Below are 18,079 nucleotides of genomic sequence, written 5' to 3' on the forward strand. Positions count from 1 at the left end.
CCGGCTCTCGGCGGGTTTCTTTGTGCTCAGCCCTGGCGAAGCGTCGTGACCATCGCCTCGACGGCAATGCGCGGCTTGACGTTCAAGTCGATCGCCTCGCGGCATTCCAGCACCGCTTCCAGGCGGCGAAGCGTCGATTCCGGTGTCCACGCCGACGCCGCTTCGGCGATCTGGTCGGCGTGGTCGGGGTGGTTCAGCGTCGCGCCGGAGCGGGTCGTCGTCACCAGGACGTCGCGGTAGAAGCCCGCCAGATCGATCAACGAGAGGTCGAGCGTGTCGCGCTGGGTGCGCGTCGCGCGGGACTTCTGCTTCTTCTCGAGCTGCTTCACCGCCGCTTCGGCGGCTCGCTTCGCTCCGGCGACGCCCTTGCCGATGCCGTCGCCGCCCATCGCCGTGCGCAGTTCGTTGCGCTCGTCCTCGTCGCGGCCCTTGCTCGCTTCGCCCGCGTCGGCCTCCGCCGCGCTGATCAGCTGGTCGGCGCAGGTGAAGACGTCACTGGGCCGACGCAGGCCGGTGGGGATCCGCAGCACGGTGGCCCGCCGCTGCCGTGCGGCTTCGTCGGTGGCGAGCCGGCGCGCGCGGCCGACGTGGCCACCGCACACCGAAGCCGCCCACTGCGCACGCTCCGGGTCGACGTGGTCGCGGCGCACCAGGACGTCCGCGATCGCCTCGGGCGGCGGCGTCCGCAGCGTCACCAGGCGGCAGCGCGAACGGATCGTCACCGAGACGTCGTCGGGGTGGTCCGACGGCGCGCAGAGCAGGAAGACCGTGCGCTCCGGCGGCTCCTCGACGGCCTTCAGCAGCGCGTTCGACGCGCCTTCGGTGAGCCTGTCGGCGTCTTCGATGATCACGACCTGCCACTTGCCGGTGGTCGGACGGCGCGCGGCCGCCTGCACCAGGGCGCGCATCTCGGCGACCGAGATGGACAGGCCTTCCGGCACCACGAGCCGGACGTCGGCGTGGGTGCCCGCCATCGTCGTGTGGCAGCCCGGGCAGGCGTCGCAGCCGGTGCCGGTGCTGCACTGCAGGGCCGCGGCGAACGTCCGCGCGGCGACCGAGCGGCCGGACCCGGGCGGGCCGGTGAGCAGCCACGCGTGCGTCATCGCGCCGGACGGGGCCGGCTCGCCGGCGACGATCTTCGCGGCGGCCGACGCCGCCGTGGCCAGCGTTTCGACCGCGGGCTCCTGCCCGACCAGCTGGTTCCAGACGCCGATGCGTTCGGTCGTCGTCACTTCGCCTCCACGCGAGGCTCTTCCGAGGTCTCGACGGGCAGGGGGTCGTCGATGTCCAGCGGGCGGACGGTGGGCCGGTCCGTCGTCGGCCCGTCGGTGGTCGCCGGGTCTCCGGTGACCGGCGCGTCGGCCAGCGGGGCCAGCGCCGACAGCCGGCCGACGAACACCGCGCGCAGGGCGGTGCGGATGCGCTCGGCGACCTCGGTGTCGGTGCCGTCGGCGTCGACCACGACGTACCGCTCCGGGTCGGCCGCGGCCATTTCGGTGAGCAGGTGCTGGACGCGCCACTGGTCGTTCATCGTGGTCGACCGGTCGCGCGGCGCGCCGTTCGGGGCCGAGTCCAGCAGGACGGTCAGGTCCGGCCGCAGCCGTCCGGTCGCCCAGTCGGCGAGGCCTTCGAGCTCGTCGCTGTCCAGCCCGGCGACGGCCGACAGGTGTGCCAGCGGCGAGTCGACGAACCGTTCCATCACCACGACCGAACCGGCGTCGAGCGCCGGCTGCACGTGCCGCTCGACGATGTCGGCCCGCACCGCGGCGGCGGCCAGCGCCTGGGCACGCGCGCCGGTCAGCGAAGCGCCGGAGACGAGGGCGGTGAGGCGCTTGTCGTCGAGCGCCGGATCCGCGGCGACGACGACGGGCCTGGTGCCCCCACGCATCCAGTCGGCGAGGTTGACGGCCTGGATCGCCGTGTTGATCGCGGTGGTGCCCTCGACGGCGATGAGGAACCCGTTGACTCGCCGCGGTGTGCGGCGCAGCGCGTTGCGCAGATCCGACAGGATCGGTTCGGTGCGCTTGTCGTCCATCTGCCGGTAGGCGAAGAACCCGGCGATCAGCGCGATCGCGGCGCCGGCGAGCATGATCGGCCGGGTGCCGTCGACCGAGACCTTGCCGCCCCAGACGCTGAAGGTGCTCGTCCCCATGACACCGACCAGCACCGGGACGGTGACCGTGGTGCCGAACAGCACGAGCTTCATCATCAGCTGGTAGATCGCGTTGATCCGGCCGCGGATGGCGTCTTCGACGCGCGAGCCGATGATCGTGACACCGGTGAGGAACGCCGTCCCGGCCCAGAAGCCGACCAGCACCACGGTGATCAGCGAGACCGACAGGTGCGGCGACAACGCGACCAGCGCGAGCGAAAGCCCGGCCGCGATGATGGAGACGCCGAACAGCCGGTCGTGCGGGAGCCGCCGGGCGAGCTTGGGCGCGAACGCCATCCCGGAGGCCAGGCCGACGAAGACGGCCAGCACCAGGAGGCTGAACGCCGAGTCGCCGGCCAGCAGGCTGGAGGAGTACGGCTTCGCCGAACCGATCACCGCGCCGCCGGCGGCGAACGCGCCGAACGCGCCCACCAGCAGCCCGCGCACGAGCGGCGTGCTGCGGACGAAGCGGAAGCCGTCGGCGATCATCGTGCCGATGCCGAGCTTCTCCTCGTCGGCCTGCTTGACCTTCTGTTCCGGCAGCGCGTGGACGTTGCGCAGCGACAGCTCGGGGATGCGCGTGGCGATGAGGATCGCGCTGGACAGGTAGAGCAGGCCGGTGATGACGACGACCAGCTTCGCGATGCTGAGGCTGGCGTTGTCGCCGAACAGGTGGAAAGTCGTGTTGACGCCGGTGATGATCGCGTTCGCGCCGGCCGCGGTGACGACGGCGAGGCCGTAGGTCATCACCATGCCGAGCTGGTTGGCCGTCTCCACCTGGTCCGGGCGGCGGAGCAGGTTCGGGACCGCGGCCTCTTTCGAGGGGATCCACATGCTCGCGGCGCTGCCGACGAGGAAGTTGCCGACCAGCAGCCACCACGGCGCGCTGACGAAGGCGATGGACAGCAGGAAGCCGCAGCGCAGCAGGTCCGCGACGATCATGACCTTGCGGCGGTCGAACCGGTCCGCGAGCAGCCCGCCGACGGGCGCGAACAACAGCCCCGGCGCGAGGCCGGTGAGCACCACGCCGACGAACGCGAAGTTCTGGGCGAAGTAGTTGTCGGTCAGCTTCGTGGCCAGGCCGGTCAGGGCGAGGATGTTCAGCCAGTCGGCCACGCTGCACAGGTACGTGACGCCCCAGAGGCGCCGGAACGGTTTGATCGCCAGTACCCGCCGGACCCGGTTGATCGTGGACGCTTCGGCGCCCGACGATCCGCCCGGGCCGGCCCCGGGTACCGATCGCAAGCCCTCGCTGATACGCCCACCCCACTAGTCACCGCGGCGCCGGACGCCCTCGTGAGGTCGCCCGACCGTGAAGCCAGGGTAGCCCGATCGGCCCTTGCCTCGCGGACGGCCCCGAGGTGCCGGTGGGGCGGGGAACAGCGAGCGAACGCTAGTCGAACAGGCTTGTCACGCTGCTGACCAGGGTCGACACCAGCTCGATGGCGACGAAACCGAACACGATCAGCAACGTCACGGCGAGCATGACCCCCGCGGCACTCGACGACGGCCGGTTGAAGGCGGGCATCGACATCGACGGCAGCCGCCGCCGCTTGACGGGAACCACCTCGAGGTCTTCGTCGAAGCCGTCCTCGGCCGGTGCCTTCTGCCGCACGGGCCGCTGCAGCATCGGCGGCCGGCTCGGCCAGGTGCGCCGCCGGTTCCGCTGGCGCGGCAGGAGCCCCATCGGCGGCGACGGTTCTTCGCCGATGTTGCTCGTGGTGCCGGCCGGGGGAATCGGCCTCGGGGCCCCGGATTCCTCCTCCCGGAGGGTCTCCTCGACCATCCGGCGCACGGCTTCCTCGTCGTGCTGCACGGGCCCGGCCACCGGGAAGGCGGCGGGCTCGTGGCCATTGGCGACCGCGGTGCGTGGCTCGGGCGCCGCCGTGACCAGTCCCGAGACGGGGTCGGCGAACGTTTCGCCGGGGGCTTCGGACAACGTGCCGTCGCGCTGAGTGAGCTCGGGGGCATTGAAGAAGGGAGCCTCACCGTTCGCGCTCATGGTGACCACCTCACTACTGAATGTCCTCGCCTTTCCAGGGTAGCGACGATGGCGGATAACGCATCCGCCCAATGGCTCTGTCTGTAATGGAGGGTCGGTCACACAGCGCAAGCCCGTGCCCGAACCCCCTGCAGTGTCCAGTCCGCCGGTGGTCCGGTCGACCGCCAATGGTGACGGATCGTAGTGAGTCGGGTCACAGGGGGCGTTGGGCGGGGCTGGCCAGGGACGGGCCTCCGGTGACCAGTTTGCCGGTTCGCGCTCGGGTCGGGGACGGGTTTGCCTGGAGGCGCCGGGCAGGCGGAGTGCGCCGGGTGGCGGGTCGGGTGCGACCGGTCGGAGCATCGGCCCGAGCGGGCGCGGTCACTGACCGTTTCGATGGCGCGCCGAGCCGGCGACGTGGTCGCCGAGCCGCTCGGACCGCCGGCGGCCTACCTCCGCTACCGCGCGGGCCCGACGCGGCCCTCCCGCGACCGCGCCGGCCCAGCACCACCCGCCCGCGACCGCGCCGTCCATCCCGCGACCGCGCCGAACCGACGCCCAACCCTCCGCACAAGCGCGAACGGGTCGGCACCGTCTCTCCCACGACCGCGCCGGACCGGCGCCGTCCCTCCGCACGAGCGCGCGGGTTGGCATCAGCCCTCCCGAGACTGCGCGGCCAGCCGACGGTCGGGTCGACGTGTCACCGGCGGCCGGTCCGCCGCCTTCCTCGTCTCAGGGAATCTCCTCCTGTCCCAGGTCGACCATCTTCCGGCACCAGTCGCGGAGCATGCCGCGGCTGAAGGGGCTCAGGACCAGCTGGCGGCGGCCGTCGCCGCGGTCGAGGGCGGCCAGGGCGAACCGGCCCAGGTCCGTGTCCACCAGGACGAACCCGTGGTCCGGGAACTCCGCGCACAGACCGCCGAACGCCAGCATGTCCAGCACCGCCGTGCCCGAGCGCGGGCGGCCCAGCAGCTCGCGCATGGCACCCACGTCGGCGTCCTGGCCGTCGTGGACCAGGCCGTCGGCGTCCACCGACACCCAGATCGCGCGGGGCGAAGCGCCGAACGGGGCCTCCGGCAGCTCCGCCACCAGCATCTCCGGCAGCTCCTCGAAGTCGGCGAGGTGGATCGCCGTGCGGCCGGGCAGCGAGCCCATCATGAAGGCCCGTTCACCGTCCGCGTAGCAGCGGATGTCCGCCGTCTCCGGGCCTTCGTCGAACACGCCGCACAGCGCCGCCCGGACCGACCCGCGCAGCATCAGCGACACCACCTCGAAGCCGACCTCGTTGAGCTCGCCGTCCACGCCGAACGGTGTGCCGTCGATCCAGGCCGCCCACGCCGTGTGCCGCTCGACCTCGGCCACCAGGTCGGCGGGATCGTCGGAGACCGGTCCGTGCACGAGGATTTCGTGGTCGCTGACCTCCGGGTTGTAGAGCCGGTCGACCGGCTCGCGGTCCGGCATCGCCGCCAGCACCGGACCGGCGGCCAGTTCGAGCAGCTCCCGGGCCGCCGTGCGGTCAGCCATGGCGCCTCCTCTCACCCGCCTCGGCCTCCGAACCGGCCGCGTCCGCCCGCGGCTCCGGTACGCCGCCGTTCAGCTCGGCCGCCGCGAGGATCGCCTCGCGAACCGTCAGGTCCCTCGGGGCCGCCTCGACCACGCGATCCACTCCCTCCCCAGCCGTCGTCCGCACCACCGCGTCCTCAGGCATGGCTCTGCACCGCCTCGACGATCCACTGCTCGGCCGTGCTCCGCGACGCCGGACCCCACGTGACCGTCCAGCGCCCGGTCCGGCCGACCGCGGCGCTGAACTGGTACCGGCCCAGGTCGTTGTCCACCAGCCCGAACGCGCCGTGCGGGTACTCGGCCAGGATCGCGTCGCGCACCGCGAGGTCGACCAGCACCGTGCCCAGCCGCGGCCGGGCCGCGCACTCGCGGATCAGCTCGACCGCCTGCTCGCACCGGCGCGGGATCAGCCCGCCCTCGTCGGTCTCGATGCGCAAGTGCTGCCCGGGGCCGGGCGGCCGGTCGGGCAAGCCGTCGAACACCCAGCCCGGCAGCTCGCTCAGGAAGCCGGACCGCAGGCGCGCGCGGTTGCCCAGCTTGTGCAGCACCGTGGTGTAGTCCTCGTCGCCGAAGAACCGCACCTCCCACGGCTCCCGCCGGGCCGGGAAGACGCCGGTGACCACGCCGCGGATGAAGCCGCCCCGCAGCGCCCGGTACAGCCCGACGGCTTCCGGCGTGACCTCGCCACCCGGCGCGAGGCCGATCGCGGCCATGCCGGCGACGAACCGGGTGTACTGCTCCACCTCGTCGGCAAGGCTCCGCGCGGGCGAGGAGCGACGGCCCGGCAGCGGTTCGGTGTCCGCCAGTACCGGCGGGATCTCGAACTCGGGGTCGTAGAACTCCATCACCGAGGGCCGCTCCGGCACCTCGGCCGACAGCGGAGCGATGACCTCGTCGATGACGTCGAAGACGGCGACTGAAGTGTTCACCCCTAGATTGAACACCCTGGCACCGACAATTTCTCGCACATATGTTCGACCGGGTGACATCGTTCGGTGAGCGGTCGGCGAGCGGCTCAGACATGCTCCGGCACCCGCCCTTCGACGAAGTCCGCGAGCCCCTCCACGCTCCCGGGCAGCCACCAGAACCGGCGGTGGCCACCCCGGCGTCCGCCCAGCGCCGCCAGGTGCCGGCCGCGGTCGTCGTCGACGAACGCCAGCATCTCCCACGGCCGCCCGCCGCCGTCACGGGCGAAGTCGATCTGGACGGTGCCGAGCCGGGTCCGCCGCAGATCATCCAGCACGCCGAGGACGAGACACTCTTGCTCGGGCTCGAGCACTCCGCGCTCGTCGGCGTCGAGGCACACGCCCTCGCCCGGCGCCGGCGGCAGAGGAGGCAGGCGGGTGAGCGCTAGACGGAGCAACTCCCCGACCGAGCCCGGCGAAGGCCCGGACAGGCTGAGGCCGTCCCCGGCGACGCCGAACTTCTCGCCGTCGTCGAAGAACGCCGCCGTCCACGGCTCGTCGGACATCGCCACGGCTACGCCGCAGACGCCGCCGGTCCCGATGAAGCCGGGGAGCGTTTCCATCAGCTCCAGGGCGGTGGCACTGCCGAGGGCCGCCTGCCGGACCGGCCTGAGGATCTTGGTGGTCACCGCGTGCACGGTGCGTGGTGTCTTGGTCACACGTCCATGAAACCCGGGACCACCGACAATTTCCCGAACATCCGTTCGAGGCGTCACCCGAAAGTGTGGGCAAACGCCGTGAAGGCCTCCTTACCGGCCATAAGAGCCGGTAAGGAGGCCTTCACGGACATCGGACCGTGCTATTTGGCCTTCGTCGCGGTGGAGCTGCGCTTCGTCGTGGTGGACTTCGCCGCCGCGGTCTTGGCGGTCTTGCTCGTGCCCGCCTTGACCGTCTTCGCCGTCGTCGAAGCCGGCTTCCGCGCCGGCGCCTTCCGCTTCGGCGCCGGGCCCTTCGCCCGCTTCTCCGCGAGCAGCTCGGACGCCCGTTCGACGGTCAGCGACTCGATTTCGTCGCCCTTCCGCAGCGTCGCGTTGTACTCGCCGTCGGTCACGTACGGGCCGAACCGCCCGTCCTTCACCACCATCGGCTTCTTCGACACCGGGTCCTCGCCGAGCTCCTTGAGCGGCGGCTTCGCCGTGGCCGACCGTCCACGCTGCTTCGGCTCGGCGTAGATCTTCAGCGCCTCTTCGACCGTGATCGAGAAGAGCTGGTCCTCGGTCGCGAGCGAACGCGAGTCCGTGCCCTTCTTCAGGTACGGCCCGTAGCGCCCGTTCTGCGCCGTGATCTCGTCACCGGACTCCGGGTCCTTGCCGACCACGCGCGGCAGCGAAAGCAGCTTCAGCGCGTCTTCGAGCGTGATGGTCTCGATGTCCATCGACTTGAACAGCGACCCCGTACGCGGCTTCGGCGCCTTCGCCTTCGCAGCCTTCTTCTGCGCCGCCGTGGCGTCCTCGGGAATCTCGATCTCGGGCAGCAGCTCGGTGACGTACGGCCCGAAGCGGCCTTCCTTCGCGACGATCGGGTTCCCGCTCACCGGGTCGGTGCCCAGCGTGCGGCCCTCCTGCGGGGTCGCGAACAGCTTCTCCGCGATCTCCTGCGTGAGCTCGTCCGGCGGCAGGTCCTCGGGCAGGTTCGCGCGCTGCGACTCGCCGTCGACCTCACGCTCGAGGTAGGGCCCGTAGCGGCCGACGCGGACCACGACGGTGTGCCCGTCGGCGTCGCTGAACAGCGGGATCGAGTTGATCTCCCGCGCGTCGATGTCCTCGACACTGCCTTCGACGAGCTTCTTCAGCCCGCCCAGACGGCCGATCGAACCGTCGACGCCCATGTCGCCGCCGAAGTAGAACTTCGACAGCCACTGGCCGCGCTGCTCGTCGCCGTTGGCGATGCGGTCGAGCTCGTCCTCCATGCCGGCGGTGAAGTCGTAGTCGACGAGCCGCTCGAAGTGCCGTTCCATCAGCCCGATCACGGCGAACGCGACCCACGACGGAACGAGCGCGGAGCCCTTCTTCCAGACGTACCCGCGGTCCTGGATGGTCTTGATGATCGACGCGTACGTCGACGGGCGGCCGATGCCCAGCTCTTCCAGCTTGCTGACCAGGCTCGGCTCCGAGTAGCGCGCCGGCGGCGACGTCGTGTGCCCGTCCGGGCTCAGCTCGGTCGCGGTGAGGTCCTGGTCCTTCTCGAGCACCGGCAGGCGGCTCTGCTTGTCGTCGGCTTCGCCACCGGTCTCGGTGTCGACGGCCTCGACATACGCCTTCAGGAAGCCCGCGAAGGTGATCGTGCGGCCCGAAGCCGCGAAGGTGCACTCTTCGCCCGAAGTCGCGTTGCCGACGATGCGCACGGACATCGTGGTGCCCTTGGCGTCCGCCATCTGCGACGCGATCGTGCGCTGCCAGATCATCTCGTAGAGGCGGTACTCGTCGGTGTCCAGCTCGCCCGCGACCTGGCCCGGCGTGCGGAAGACCTCGCCCGACGGCCGGATCGCCTCGTGCGCCTCCTGCGCGTTCTTGACCTTGCGCGTGTACTGGCGCGGCGACGGCGAGACGTACTCCTTGCCGTACAGCTGCGTGGCCTGGCTGCGCGCCGCCGAGATCGCCGACTCCGACAGCGTCGTCGAGTCGGTACGCATATAAGTGATGTAACCGTTCTCGTACAGCTTCTGCGCGATCCGCATCGTGCGCTCCGAGGTGAACCGCATCTTGCGGCCCGCCTCCTGCTGCAGCGTCGAGGTCATGAACGGCGCGTACGGCTTCCGCGTGTACGGCTTTTCCTCGACGCTCGAGACCTTGAAGTCACGCTGCTTGAGCGCGTCGGCCAGGCGCCGCGCGTCGGCCTCGGCCAGCACGCGGATCTCGTTGTTCGAGGACTTGAGCTGACCGTCCGAGCCGAAGTCGCGGCCGGTGGCCAGGCGCGCGCCGTCGACGGCGACCAGGCGAGCCGGGAAGCTGCGCGGCGACGCCTCTTCGCCGGCGTCCATCGTCGCGGAGATGTCCCAGTACGACGCCGACGTGAAGCGCATCCGCTCGCGTTCGCGCTCGACCACGATCCGGGTCGCCACCGACTGCACACGGCCCGCCGAAAGCTTCGGCATGACCTTCTTCCACAGCACCGGCGAGACCTCGTAACCGTACAGGCGGTCGAGGATGCGGCGGGTCTCCTGCGCGTCGACGAGGTCGGCGTCCAGCTCGCGAGTCGAGTCGGCGGCCGCGAGGATCGCCTGCTCGGTGACCTCGTGGAAGACCATCCGGCGGACCGGGACCTTCGGCTTCAGCGTCTCGAGCAGGTGCCACGCGATGGCTTCGCCCTCGCGGTCGGGGTCCGTCGCGAGGTAGAGCTCGTCGACGTCCTTCAGCAGCCCCTTGAGCTCGGTGACCTTGGACTTCTTGTCCGGGGTGACCACGTAGAGGGCCTTGAAGTCGTTGTCGACGTCGACACCGAGCCGGGCCCACGGCTCGCCCTTGTACTGGGCGGGGACGTCGGCGGCACCGCGCGGCAGGTCGCGGATGTGCCCGACGGAGGACTCGACGACGTAGCCGCCGCCGAGGTAGGGGGCGATCTTGCGGGCCTTGGTCGGTGACTCGACGATCACGAGCCGCCGGTGCCCGGCGCCGTTGTCCGCCCCGGCTCCGTTCTTCTTGGTCCCTGCTCCTGCCACGCTGTCCTGCTCTCCGCTCATCTCGTCCCACCGCCGCGGGACTGCACTGCGCCCCGTCCCCCCGAGGGGTCCGGGCCCGTGTCTCGACCTGCCAGTGTGCACGCTGGTCCGGCCCGGACGGCGCGGAGGTGGCCCAACACGCCGCCGGTCCTGTGCCCTGCGCATCGCCGCTGACCTCGACGATGTTTCCCCAACGTACCTGCCACGTGATTTCGGCCACGTCTCGCGCAGCCTAGCGCGTGACCGGGTGGATACCCTCCGTTCGACGGTGGTGGGCGCGGGGACGTGACCGGTTCACTGAATTCCCCGTTCAGCCGAAAGGATCCGCCATGACCCGACGCCTCCTCGGCGCCCTGCTCACCGCCGCGACCGCCACAGTATTACTGGGGACGACCCCGGCGAGTGCAGCCGCGGCGAACTTCGCCGGCACGGTAGCCCTGTCCAACTGCTCGGGTTCGGTGGTCAAGCCCGCCGCGACACCCGACACCGCACCCGCGCTCGTCATGTCCAACGGGCACTGCCTCGAGACCGGTTTCCCCGCCCCCGGCCAGGTCATCACCAACCGCACGTCCAGCCGGACGTTCACGCTGCTCAACGCGAGCGGCGGCAATGCGGGCACGCTGCGGGCCAAGAAGATCGTCTACGGGACGATGACCGACACCGACGTGTCGCTCTACCAGCTCACCACCACCTACGCGCAGATCAAGTCGAGCTACGGGATCTCGCCGCTGGAGCTGTCCAACGCGCACCCGACGGCCGGTTCCCCGATCGACGTCGTCTCGGGCTACTGGAAGCGGATCTACTCCTGCACCGTCGACGGCTTCGTCTACCGGCTGAAGGAGGGCAGCTGGACCTGGAAGGACTCGATCCGCTACACGTCCGCCTGCCAGACCATCGGCGGCACGTCGGGCTCGCCGATCGTCTCCGGCGGCAAGGTCGTCGGCGTGAACAACACCGGCAACGAGGACGGCGCGCGCTGCACGGAGAACAACCCGTGCGAGGTCGACCAGGCCGGCAACGTCACCGTCCACTACAAGACGAACTACGGCCAGGAGACCTACGGCATTCCCGCCTGCCTCACCGCGGCCAACGAAATCGCCCTCACCCAGGCCGGCTGCACCCTGCCCCGGCCCTGACGCGCCGCCCGCGCCCGGTCAGGCCGTGCTCGTCACGGCCTCCGGGTGCGGGACCGGCCGCGGCTCCGCGCCGGGCCACGCCGCTTCGGCGCCCGGCGGTGGTTCGCCGATCAGTTCCAGCAGCGCCTCCAACCGGCGTTTCCCGGTGACCTTGACGGCCGGGACCTCGACCTTCGGGCCGGTCAGCTTCGCCGCGACCCCCAACGGCGTCAGCGCCTCGACCAGCCGCTCGTGCATGCCGGGCGCGAGCGGGTCGACGCCCAGCAGGTAGCCCTGCGTGCCGGGCCGGCCGCCGGCCAGCGCCCACATCCGCAGCATCGCCCCGCTCAGCCGGAAACCGTCCGGCACCGCCTTGCCCGAATCGTCCTCGACCGGCCCCGCGCAGCCCTCACGCAGCCACCGCAGCGCCAGCGGGAGCAGGTCGACCCGGAACGACGTCCGGACCTGCGGGTTGCCGCAGTCGGCCTTCGAGACCTGGGCGTCCGCGCCGCGGCAGCGGAACTCGCGCGCCAGGATGTGTGCCCGCCACGGTTCCTCGACGACCACCGACAACCGGGCGGCCGTGCGCCCGAAGCCGGTGATCTGGCCGTGGCAGCACAACAGCCCGGCCAGGTCGCCCAGCCCCGGCCCGCTGGCCTCGGCGGAGAAGAGGGAGATCGTCCGATCCACCGCGCCATACTAGAACATAAGTTCGATAGATGGCGATAGTCACGCGGATCTTCACCGAGGTGGTTGATCGAGCTGGTGGCAGCTCGGTGCGCGCTGTTCGGCCGCCGAGAGGGCCGGAACCTCTTTGAGGCCCTTGAGGTAGTCGAGCGCGTCGATGCGGTCGAGCGTGGCCCTGGCCTCGCCGAGGGCCTCCTTGGTCGCCGCCGCGTCGCCGCGGACGGCTTCGATGCGCTGACGCGCGTTTTCGGCCTGCTCACGGATCTCGGCGAACTGCCCGATGACGTCCTTGCGCCCGCCGTCCGCCGAGGGCACCGGCGGCGCGCCGAGCGCGTTCAGCCCGGCGAGGCTCTGGTCGAGCCCGCCGACCACGGACGTCAGGAGATCACTGGACGTCCGGGAGGCCTGCTGCGGCGTGCTGGGGTCGACGGCCGGCAGCGAAGCCAGGCTGCGGACCAGGTGCGTCACCGCGCCGCAGTAGGCGTCCGCCCATCTCGCCGCGGGATCGGCCTGCGGCACCACGGTCGTCACCGACAGACCCTGGTCCTGCGCCGGCGCGGGACCTTGCTGCCCGCAGCCGGCGAGGCCGATGCTGATCGTCGTGGTTAGGGCGGCGAAGACGGTTGACCGCGGCCGCACCTGAACACCTCCTGCTCGACGACGTCCCGGAAGGGCCGACGGTACCGACTCGGTGCCGCTTCGCAAGTCGCCGAGCCTGGGTGGGATGAGCTGACACGCCCCGGGCCCGGCACGCGACGCTGCGTGCCGGGCCCGGAACGGTTACTGCGTCAGGCCTTGATCTCCGTCGGGGTGTCGGTGAGGACCGTCCCCCGGCGCTTCGAGACCACGATCGCCGCCACGATGATGGCGAGCGCGACCAGCGAGATGATGATGCGGACCGCGGCGTTTTCGTCCGGGCCGATCGAGAACTGGACGACGGCGGGCGCGATCAGCACCGAGACCAGGTTCATGACCTTGATCAGCGGGTTGATCGCCGGGCCGGCGGTGTCCTTGAACGGGTCGCCCACGGTGTCACCGATGATGGTGGCCTCGTGCGCGGACGAGCCCTTGCCACCGTGGTTGCCGTCCTCCACCAGCTTCTTCGCGTTGTCCCACGCGCCACCGGAGTTGGCGAGGAAGATCGCCATCAGGGTGCCGCACGCGATCGCGCCGGCCAGGTAGCCGGCGAGCGCGCCGGTGCCCAGGCCGAAGCCGACCGCGATCGGGGCGAAGACCGCCAGCAGACCCGGCGTCGTCAGCTCACGCAGCGAGTCGCGCGTGACGATGTCGACGACCTTGCCGTACTCGGGGCGGGTGGTGCCCTCCATGATCCCCGGGATGTCGCGGAACTGGCGACGGACCTCGTAGACCACCGCGCCGGCCGCGCGGGAGACCGCGTTGACGGCGAGGCCGGAGAACATGAACACCACGGCCGCACCGATGATCACGCCGACCAGCGTGTTCGGGCTGACGATCTCGTTGACGAACGAGTTCGCCCCGGAGATGCCCTGGGCGATCCCGGAGCCCATGCCCGACAGCGTCTTCGCGATCGCGTCGGAGTAGGACCCGAACAGCGCCGTCGCCGCGAGAACAGCCGTGGCGATCGCGATGCCCTTGGTGATGGCCTTGGTGGTGTTGCCGACCGCGTCCAGCTCGGTGAGGATCTGCGCGGCCTTCTCGTCGACGTCGCCCGACATCTCGGCGATGCCCTGCGCGTTGTCCGAAACCGGGCCGAAGGTGTCCATCGCGACGATGACGCCGACGGTGGTCAGCAGGCCGGTGCCGGCCAGCGCCACGGCGAACAGCGCGACGCCGCCGCCGAGCAGGTAGGCCCCGAACACGGCCGCGCCGATCACCAGCGCGGTGTAGACGGCGGACTCGAAACCGACCGAGATGCCGGAGAGGATGACGGTCGCGCCGCCGGTCTCCGACGTCTGCGCGACGTCCTTGACCGGCTTGTACTCGGTGCCGGTGTAGTAGCCGGTCAGCTTCAGGATGACCGCGGCGAGCACGATGCCGATGATCACCGCGATGGTCGCGATGACCGCCGGGTTGCCCGCGTTCTCGTAGCCCGCGCCGAAGTCGGAGAAGCTGCTCGGCAGGTACACGAACGCCGCGATGGCCGACAGGACCGCGGAGATGACCGCGGAGATGTAGAAGGAGCGGTTGATCGTGACCAGGCCGCTTTCGCCGGCGCGCGCCTTGGTGATGTAGACACCGATGACCGCGGTGATGACACCGATGGCCGGCACGATAAGCGGGAAGATCAGGCCGTGCACGCCGAAGGCGGTGCTGCCCAGGATCAGCGCGGCGACCAGCATGACGGCGTAGGACTCGAAGAGGTCCGCGGCCATGCCGGCGCAGTCACCGACGTTGTCGCCCACGTTGTCCGCGATGGTCGCGGCGTTGCGCGGGTCGTCCTCCGGGATGCCCTGCTCGACCTTGCCGACCAGGTCGGCGCCGACGTCGGCGGCCTTGGTGAAGATACCGCCGCCGACACGCATGAACATCGCGATCAGCGCGGCGCCGAAGCCGAAACCCTCGAGCACCTTGGGCGCCTGGCCGGTGTAGACCAGCACGACGACCGCGGCGCCGAAGAGGCCGAGGCCGACGGTGATCATGCCGACCACGCCACCGGTGCGGAACGCGACGCGCATCGCGATCTCGCGCCCGCCTTCCTCACGCGACGCGGCGGCCACGCGCAGGTTCGCCTGCGTGGCCAGCCACATGCCGAGGTAGCCGATCGCGAACGAGAACGCCGCGCCGACCAGGAAGAAGATCGAACGGCCGATCTTCTCGTTCCAGTCGTCGGCGGGAAGTGCGAAGAGCAGGAGGAACACGATCACGCCGAAGATCGCGAGGGTGTTCCGCTGCCGCTTGAGGTAAGCGGCCGCGCCTTCCTGCACCGCCTTGGCGATGTCCTGCATCTTGGCGGTGCCCTGGCCTGCGGCCAGCACCTCCTTGAGCAGGACGTAGCCGATGACGAGTGCGGCAAGCGCGACCACGGCGACTACACCGACAATCGTGTAGCCACCTCCGGAGAGCGTGATGGACCCGCCCTCCGCGAGGAACTGCCGTGACATTCGTCCTCCAGGAGACGTCGCCGATCGCCAGCGTCGACGGCAAGCCGAGGGTTCGACACGGCCGGCGCTGGCATGGACCCTGTACGGAGCGACACGCTAGCCGGGCAGCAACGCACGTCTCACATGACGCTCACCACAGAGGGTGTGGATTGCGGGAGTGTATTGGTATCGCAACCAGCGTCTTCACGCCGTCCCGGTGACGGTACATTCCGTTACCTTGTGAGGCTCCTCACTTGATCGATCACTCCTCCGCCGATCCGTTGGGGCGGTTGGGGATGCGGGAACTGTCGTACCCCTGTGCGAAGCTCGGCTGGTGGACGACTCACGGGGGCGGCGGCTGCTGGGGCGGGTGACCGCCGGCATCCCGTCGCGCGAAGATCCGGTCACGCACGTCGCGGACCTTCCGGGCCGGAACGCGCGCTACGCAGAGTGGCCGTCATGGGCCGATCCGGCGGTGGTGACTGCGCTGCGTGACTGTGGAGTCGAGGCCCCCTGGGCGCATCAGGCGGAGGCGGCTTCGCACGCGTACGAGGGTCGTCATGTCGTGATTTCGACCGGCACGGCGTCGGGCAAGTCGCTCGCCTACCAGCTGCCGGTGCTGTCCCGGCTGGCCGCGGGCGAGAAGGCGAACGCGCTGTACCTGTCGCCGACCAAGGCGCTGGGGGCGGACCAGCTGCGGTCCGTGTCCTCTTTGGACGTCCCCGGTGTCCGGGCGGCGTCGTTCGACGGGGACACGCCGATGGTGGAGCGCGACTGGGTGCGCGCGCACGCGAACTGGGTGTTCACCAACCCGGACATGCTGCACCGCGGGATCCTCTCGCAGCACGGGCGGTGGGCGCGGTTCTTCCGGCGGCTCAGCTGCGTGGTGGTCGACGAGTGCCACAGCTATCGCGGCGTCTTCGGCTCTCATGTCGCGCTGCTGCTTCGCCGGCTTCGGCGCGTCGCCGAGCATTACGGTGCTTCGCCGGTGTTCGTGCTCGCTTCGGCGACGACGGCTTCGCCCGCTTCGTTCGCTTCGCGGCTCACCGGTGTTCCGTGCGAGGCGGTCACGGAAGACGCGTCGCCGCGCGGCGCTCGAACGGTCGTGTTGTGGGAGCCGCCGCTGCTGGAGGAACTGACCGGGGAGAACGGCGCGCCGGTCCGGCGTTCGGCGGGCGCGGAGACGTCGCGGATCCTGGCCGACCTGGTCGTCGAAGGCGCGCGGTCACTGGCGTTCATCCGGTCGCGGCGGGGCGCGGAGCTGGCCGCGCTGGGCGCGCGTCGCATACTGTCCGAAGTGGACCCCGCATTGTCGGAAACCGTTGCGGCATATAGGTCCGGTTATCTTCCGGAGGAACGGCGGGCACTGGAGGCGGCGTTGCTGTCGGGGCGCCTGCTGGGTGTCGCGACGACCAACGCGCTGGAGCTCGGCGTCGACATCGCGGGCCTGGACGCGGTGGTGCTGGCCGGCTATCCGGGCACGCTCGCGTCGTTCTGGCAGCAGGCCGGGCGGGCGGGGCGCTCCGGTGATTCGGCGCTGGTGGTGTTCGTGGCGCGGGACGATCCGCTCGACACGTACCTGGTGCACCACCCGGCGGCGCTGCTCGAGCGTCCGGTCGAGACGGCGGTGCTCGATCCGGCGAACCCGTACGTACTGGGGCCGCAGCTCGCCTGCGCCGTGGCCGAACTGCCGCTGACCGTCCCCGAGCTGGAGATGTTCGGCGGCGCGGCCGCCCAGGAAGTGCTGACCGAGCTGGCGGAGCAGAAGCTGCTCCGGCGCAGGTCGAGCGGCTGGTACTGGACGTCCCGGGACCGGCCGCACGCCGAGGTCGGGATCCGCGGGACGGGCGGCGAACAGGTCGCCGTGGTCGAGTCGGATTCCGGGCGGATGCTGGGCACGGTCGATCCGGGGTCGGCGTGCTACGCGGTCCACCCCGGCGCGGTGTACCTGCACCAGGGGTCGTCGTACGTGGTCGACGAGCTGGACCTGGAGCAGGGGCTGGCGATGGTGCACGCGGAGAACCCCGACTGGACGACGACCCCGCGCGAGGTCGTGGACATCGCGGTGCTGAGCACGCAGGAGAAGCAGGACTTCGGCGGGGTGAGCGTGTGCCTCGGCGAGGTCGCGGTGACGTCCCAGGTGGTGGGCTACCTGCGGCGACGTCCGTCGGGTGAGGTGCTGGACCACACGCCGCTCGACCTACCGGAGCAAAGCCTGCGCACGCGGGCGGTTTGGTACACGGTCTCGTCCGAACTGCTCGGACCGGCGGAGCCGCGGCGCACGGGCGGCCGCGGCGTCCGCGTTTCCGGGGCCGATGGCGAGGCGGGGACCGGGGGCCATCGGGTGGGGACCGAATCTGCGGGGCCGGTGGGGACCGGGGAGGAACCCCTGGCGAACGGTCGGGGGCCCGTTCACGAGGGTGGCAGGGCACCGGGGGGTGCCGGATTGGTTCCGGCACGGGTCCCCGGTGCCCTGCATGCCGCCGAGCACGCGGCGATCGGCCTGCTACCGCTTTTTGCTACGTGCGACCGATGGGACATCGGCGGGGTGAGTACCGCGTGGCACGAAGACACCGGGGAGGCGACGGTGTTCGTGCATGACGGCCATCCCGGGGGTGCGGGATTCGCCGAACGCGGTTATGCCGCGATTGTCCCGTGGCTGGTCGCAACGCGGGAGGCGATCGTCTCCTGCGAGTGCCCGACGGGATGCCCGTCCTGCGTCCAGTCGCCGAAGTGCGGGAACGGCAACGATCCGCTGGACAAGGCGGGGGCAGTGGCTGTCTTGAGCACCGTGCTCGGGGCGTTGCGTCAACACGGCGCCTAGACGGCCACTTCGTGGTTCATGGAGTTGTGTCCTGCTCCGCCTCGGCCGGGCTGGGACCGGCCGCCGGCGGTG

The 18,079-nt window shown here is 70.9% G+C and carries 13 protein-coding genes; 2 read left to right on the forward strand and 11 right to left on the reverse strand.

Annotation, left to right across the window (positions count from 1 at the left end):
- Positions 1–26 precede the first annotated feature (26 nt).
- The 8 genes from AB0M83_RS04750 to topA form a co-directional block, all read right to left on the reverse strand.
- On the reverse strand, positions 27–1,232 hold the full coding sequence (locus AB0M83_RS04750) for a DNA polymerase III subunit delta' (protein ID WP_364512497.1): 1,206 nt from the start codon (positions 1,230–1,232) through the stop codon (positions 27–29).
- The gene (locus tag AB0M83_RS04755) at positions 1,229–3,397 is read right to left on the reverse strand and encodes a dTMP kinase (protein WP_364512500.1); all 2,169 of its coding nucleotides are present in this window, start codon (positions 3,395–3,397) and stop codon (positions 1,229–1,231) included. The genes AB0M83_RS04750 and AB0M83_RS04755 overlap by 4 nt, the downstream gene beginning before the upstream one ends.
- Before the next feature lie 148 nt (positions 3,398–3,545).
- Positions 3,546–4,154 carry a hypothetical protein gene (locus AB0M83_RS04760; RefSeq protein WP_364512503.1) on the reverse strand — a complete coding sequence of 203 codons (609 nt, stop codon included), beginning with the start codon at positions 4,152–4,154 and terminating at the stop codon, positions 3,546–3,548.
- A gap of 711 nt (positions 4,155–4,865) precedes the next feature.
- Positions 4,866–5,657: a hypothetical protein gene (locus AB0M83_RS04765; protein WP_364512505.1), complete on the reverse strand. Its 792-nt coding sequence runs from the start codon at positions 5,655–5,657 to the stop codon at positions 4,866–4,868.
- The gene (locus AB0M83_RS04770; RefSeq protein ID WP_364512508.1) at positions 5,650–5,841 is read right to left on the reverse strand and encodes a hypothetical protein; all 192 of its coding nucleotides are present in this window, start codon (positions 5,839–5,841) and stop codon (positions 5,650–5,652) included. Before AB0M83_RS04770 ends, AB0M83_RS04765 begins: the two co-directional genes overlap by 8 nt.
- Positions 5,834–6,625, reverse strand: a complete 792-nt coding sequence (locus AB0M83_RS04775; RefSeq protein ID WP_364512511.1) for an ESX secretion-associated protein EspG — start codon at positions 6,623–6,625, stop codon at positions 5,834–5,836. The genes AB0M83_RS04770 and AB0M83_RS04775 overlap by 8 nt, the downstream gene beginning before the upstream one ends.
- Positions 6,626–6,711: 86 nt before the next feature.
- A complete protein-coding gene (locus AB0M83_RS04780) occupies positions 6,712–7,320 on the reverse strand; it encodes a hypothetical protein (protein ID WP_364512513.1) in 609 nt (202 codons plus the stop codon).
- Between the two features lie 140 nt (positions 7,321–7,460).
- A complete protein-coding gene (topA, locus tag AB0M83_RS04785) occupies positions 7,461–10,340 on the reverse strand; it encodes a type I DNA topoisomerase (RefSeq protein WP_364512516.1) in 2,880 nt (959 codons plus the stop codon).
- Between the two features lie 308 nt (positions 10,341–10,648).
- Here topA and AB0M83_RS04790 point away from each other — a divergent pair, with 308 nt between their 5' ends.
- Positions 10,649–11,455 carry a serine protease gene (locus AB0M83_RS04790; RefSeq protein ID WP_364512519.1) on the forward strand — a complete coding sequence of 269 codons (807 nt, stop codon included), beginning with the start codon at positions 10,649–10,651 and terminating at the stop codon, positions 11,453–11,455.
- A gap of 18 nt (positions 11,456–11,473) precedes the next feature.
- Here AB0M83_RS04790 and AB0M83_RS04795 read toward each other — a convergent pair whose 3' ends face one another.
- From AB0M83_RS04795 to AB0M83_RS04805, 3 genes are all read right to left on the reverse strand, one after another.
- Positions 11,474–12,124, reverse strand: a complete 651-nt coding sequence (locus tag AB0M83_RS04795; protein WP_364512521.1) for a hypothetical protein — start codon at positions 12,122–12,124, stop codon at positions 11,474–11,476.
- A gap of 51 nt (positions 12,125–12,175) precedes the next feature.
- Entirely contained in the window at positions 12,176–12,760 is a 585-nt protein-coding gene (locus tag AB0M83_RS04800; RefSeq protein ID WP_364512523.1) for a hypothetical protein, read from the reverse strand.
- 149 nt (positions 12,761–12,909) lie between these two features.
- A complete protein-coding gene (locus AB0M83_RS04805; RefSeq protein ID WP_364512526.1) occupies positions 12,910–15,204 on the reverse strand; it encodes a sodium-translocating pyrophosphatase in 2,295 nt (764 codons plus the stop codon).
- Positions 15,205–15,553: 349 nt separating this feature from the next.
- Between AB0M83_RS04805 and AB0M83_RS04810 the strand changes: the two genes are divergently transcribed.
- Positions 15,554–18,007, forward strand: coding sequence for a DEAD/DEAH box helicase (locus AB0M83_RS04810; protein ID WP_364512957.1), 2,454 nt, complete (start codon positions 15,554–15,556; stop codon positions 18,005–18,007).
- Positions 18,008–18,079 lie beyond the last annotated feature (72 nt).

Origin of the sequence: Amycolatopsis sp. NPDC051106 (assembly GCF_040682775.1) — a bacterium.
In the GTDB taxonomy this organism is placed as follows: domain Bacteria; phylum Actinomycetota; class Actinomycetes; order Mycobacteriales; family Pseudonocardiaceae; genus Amycolatopsis.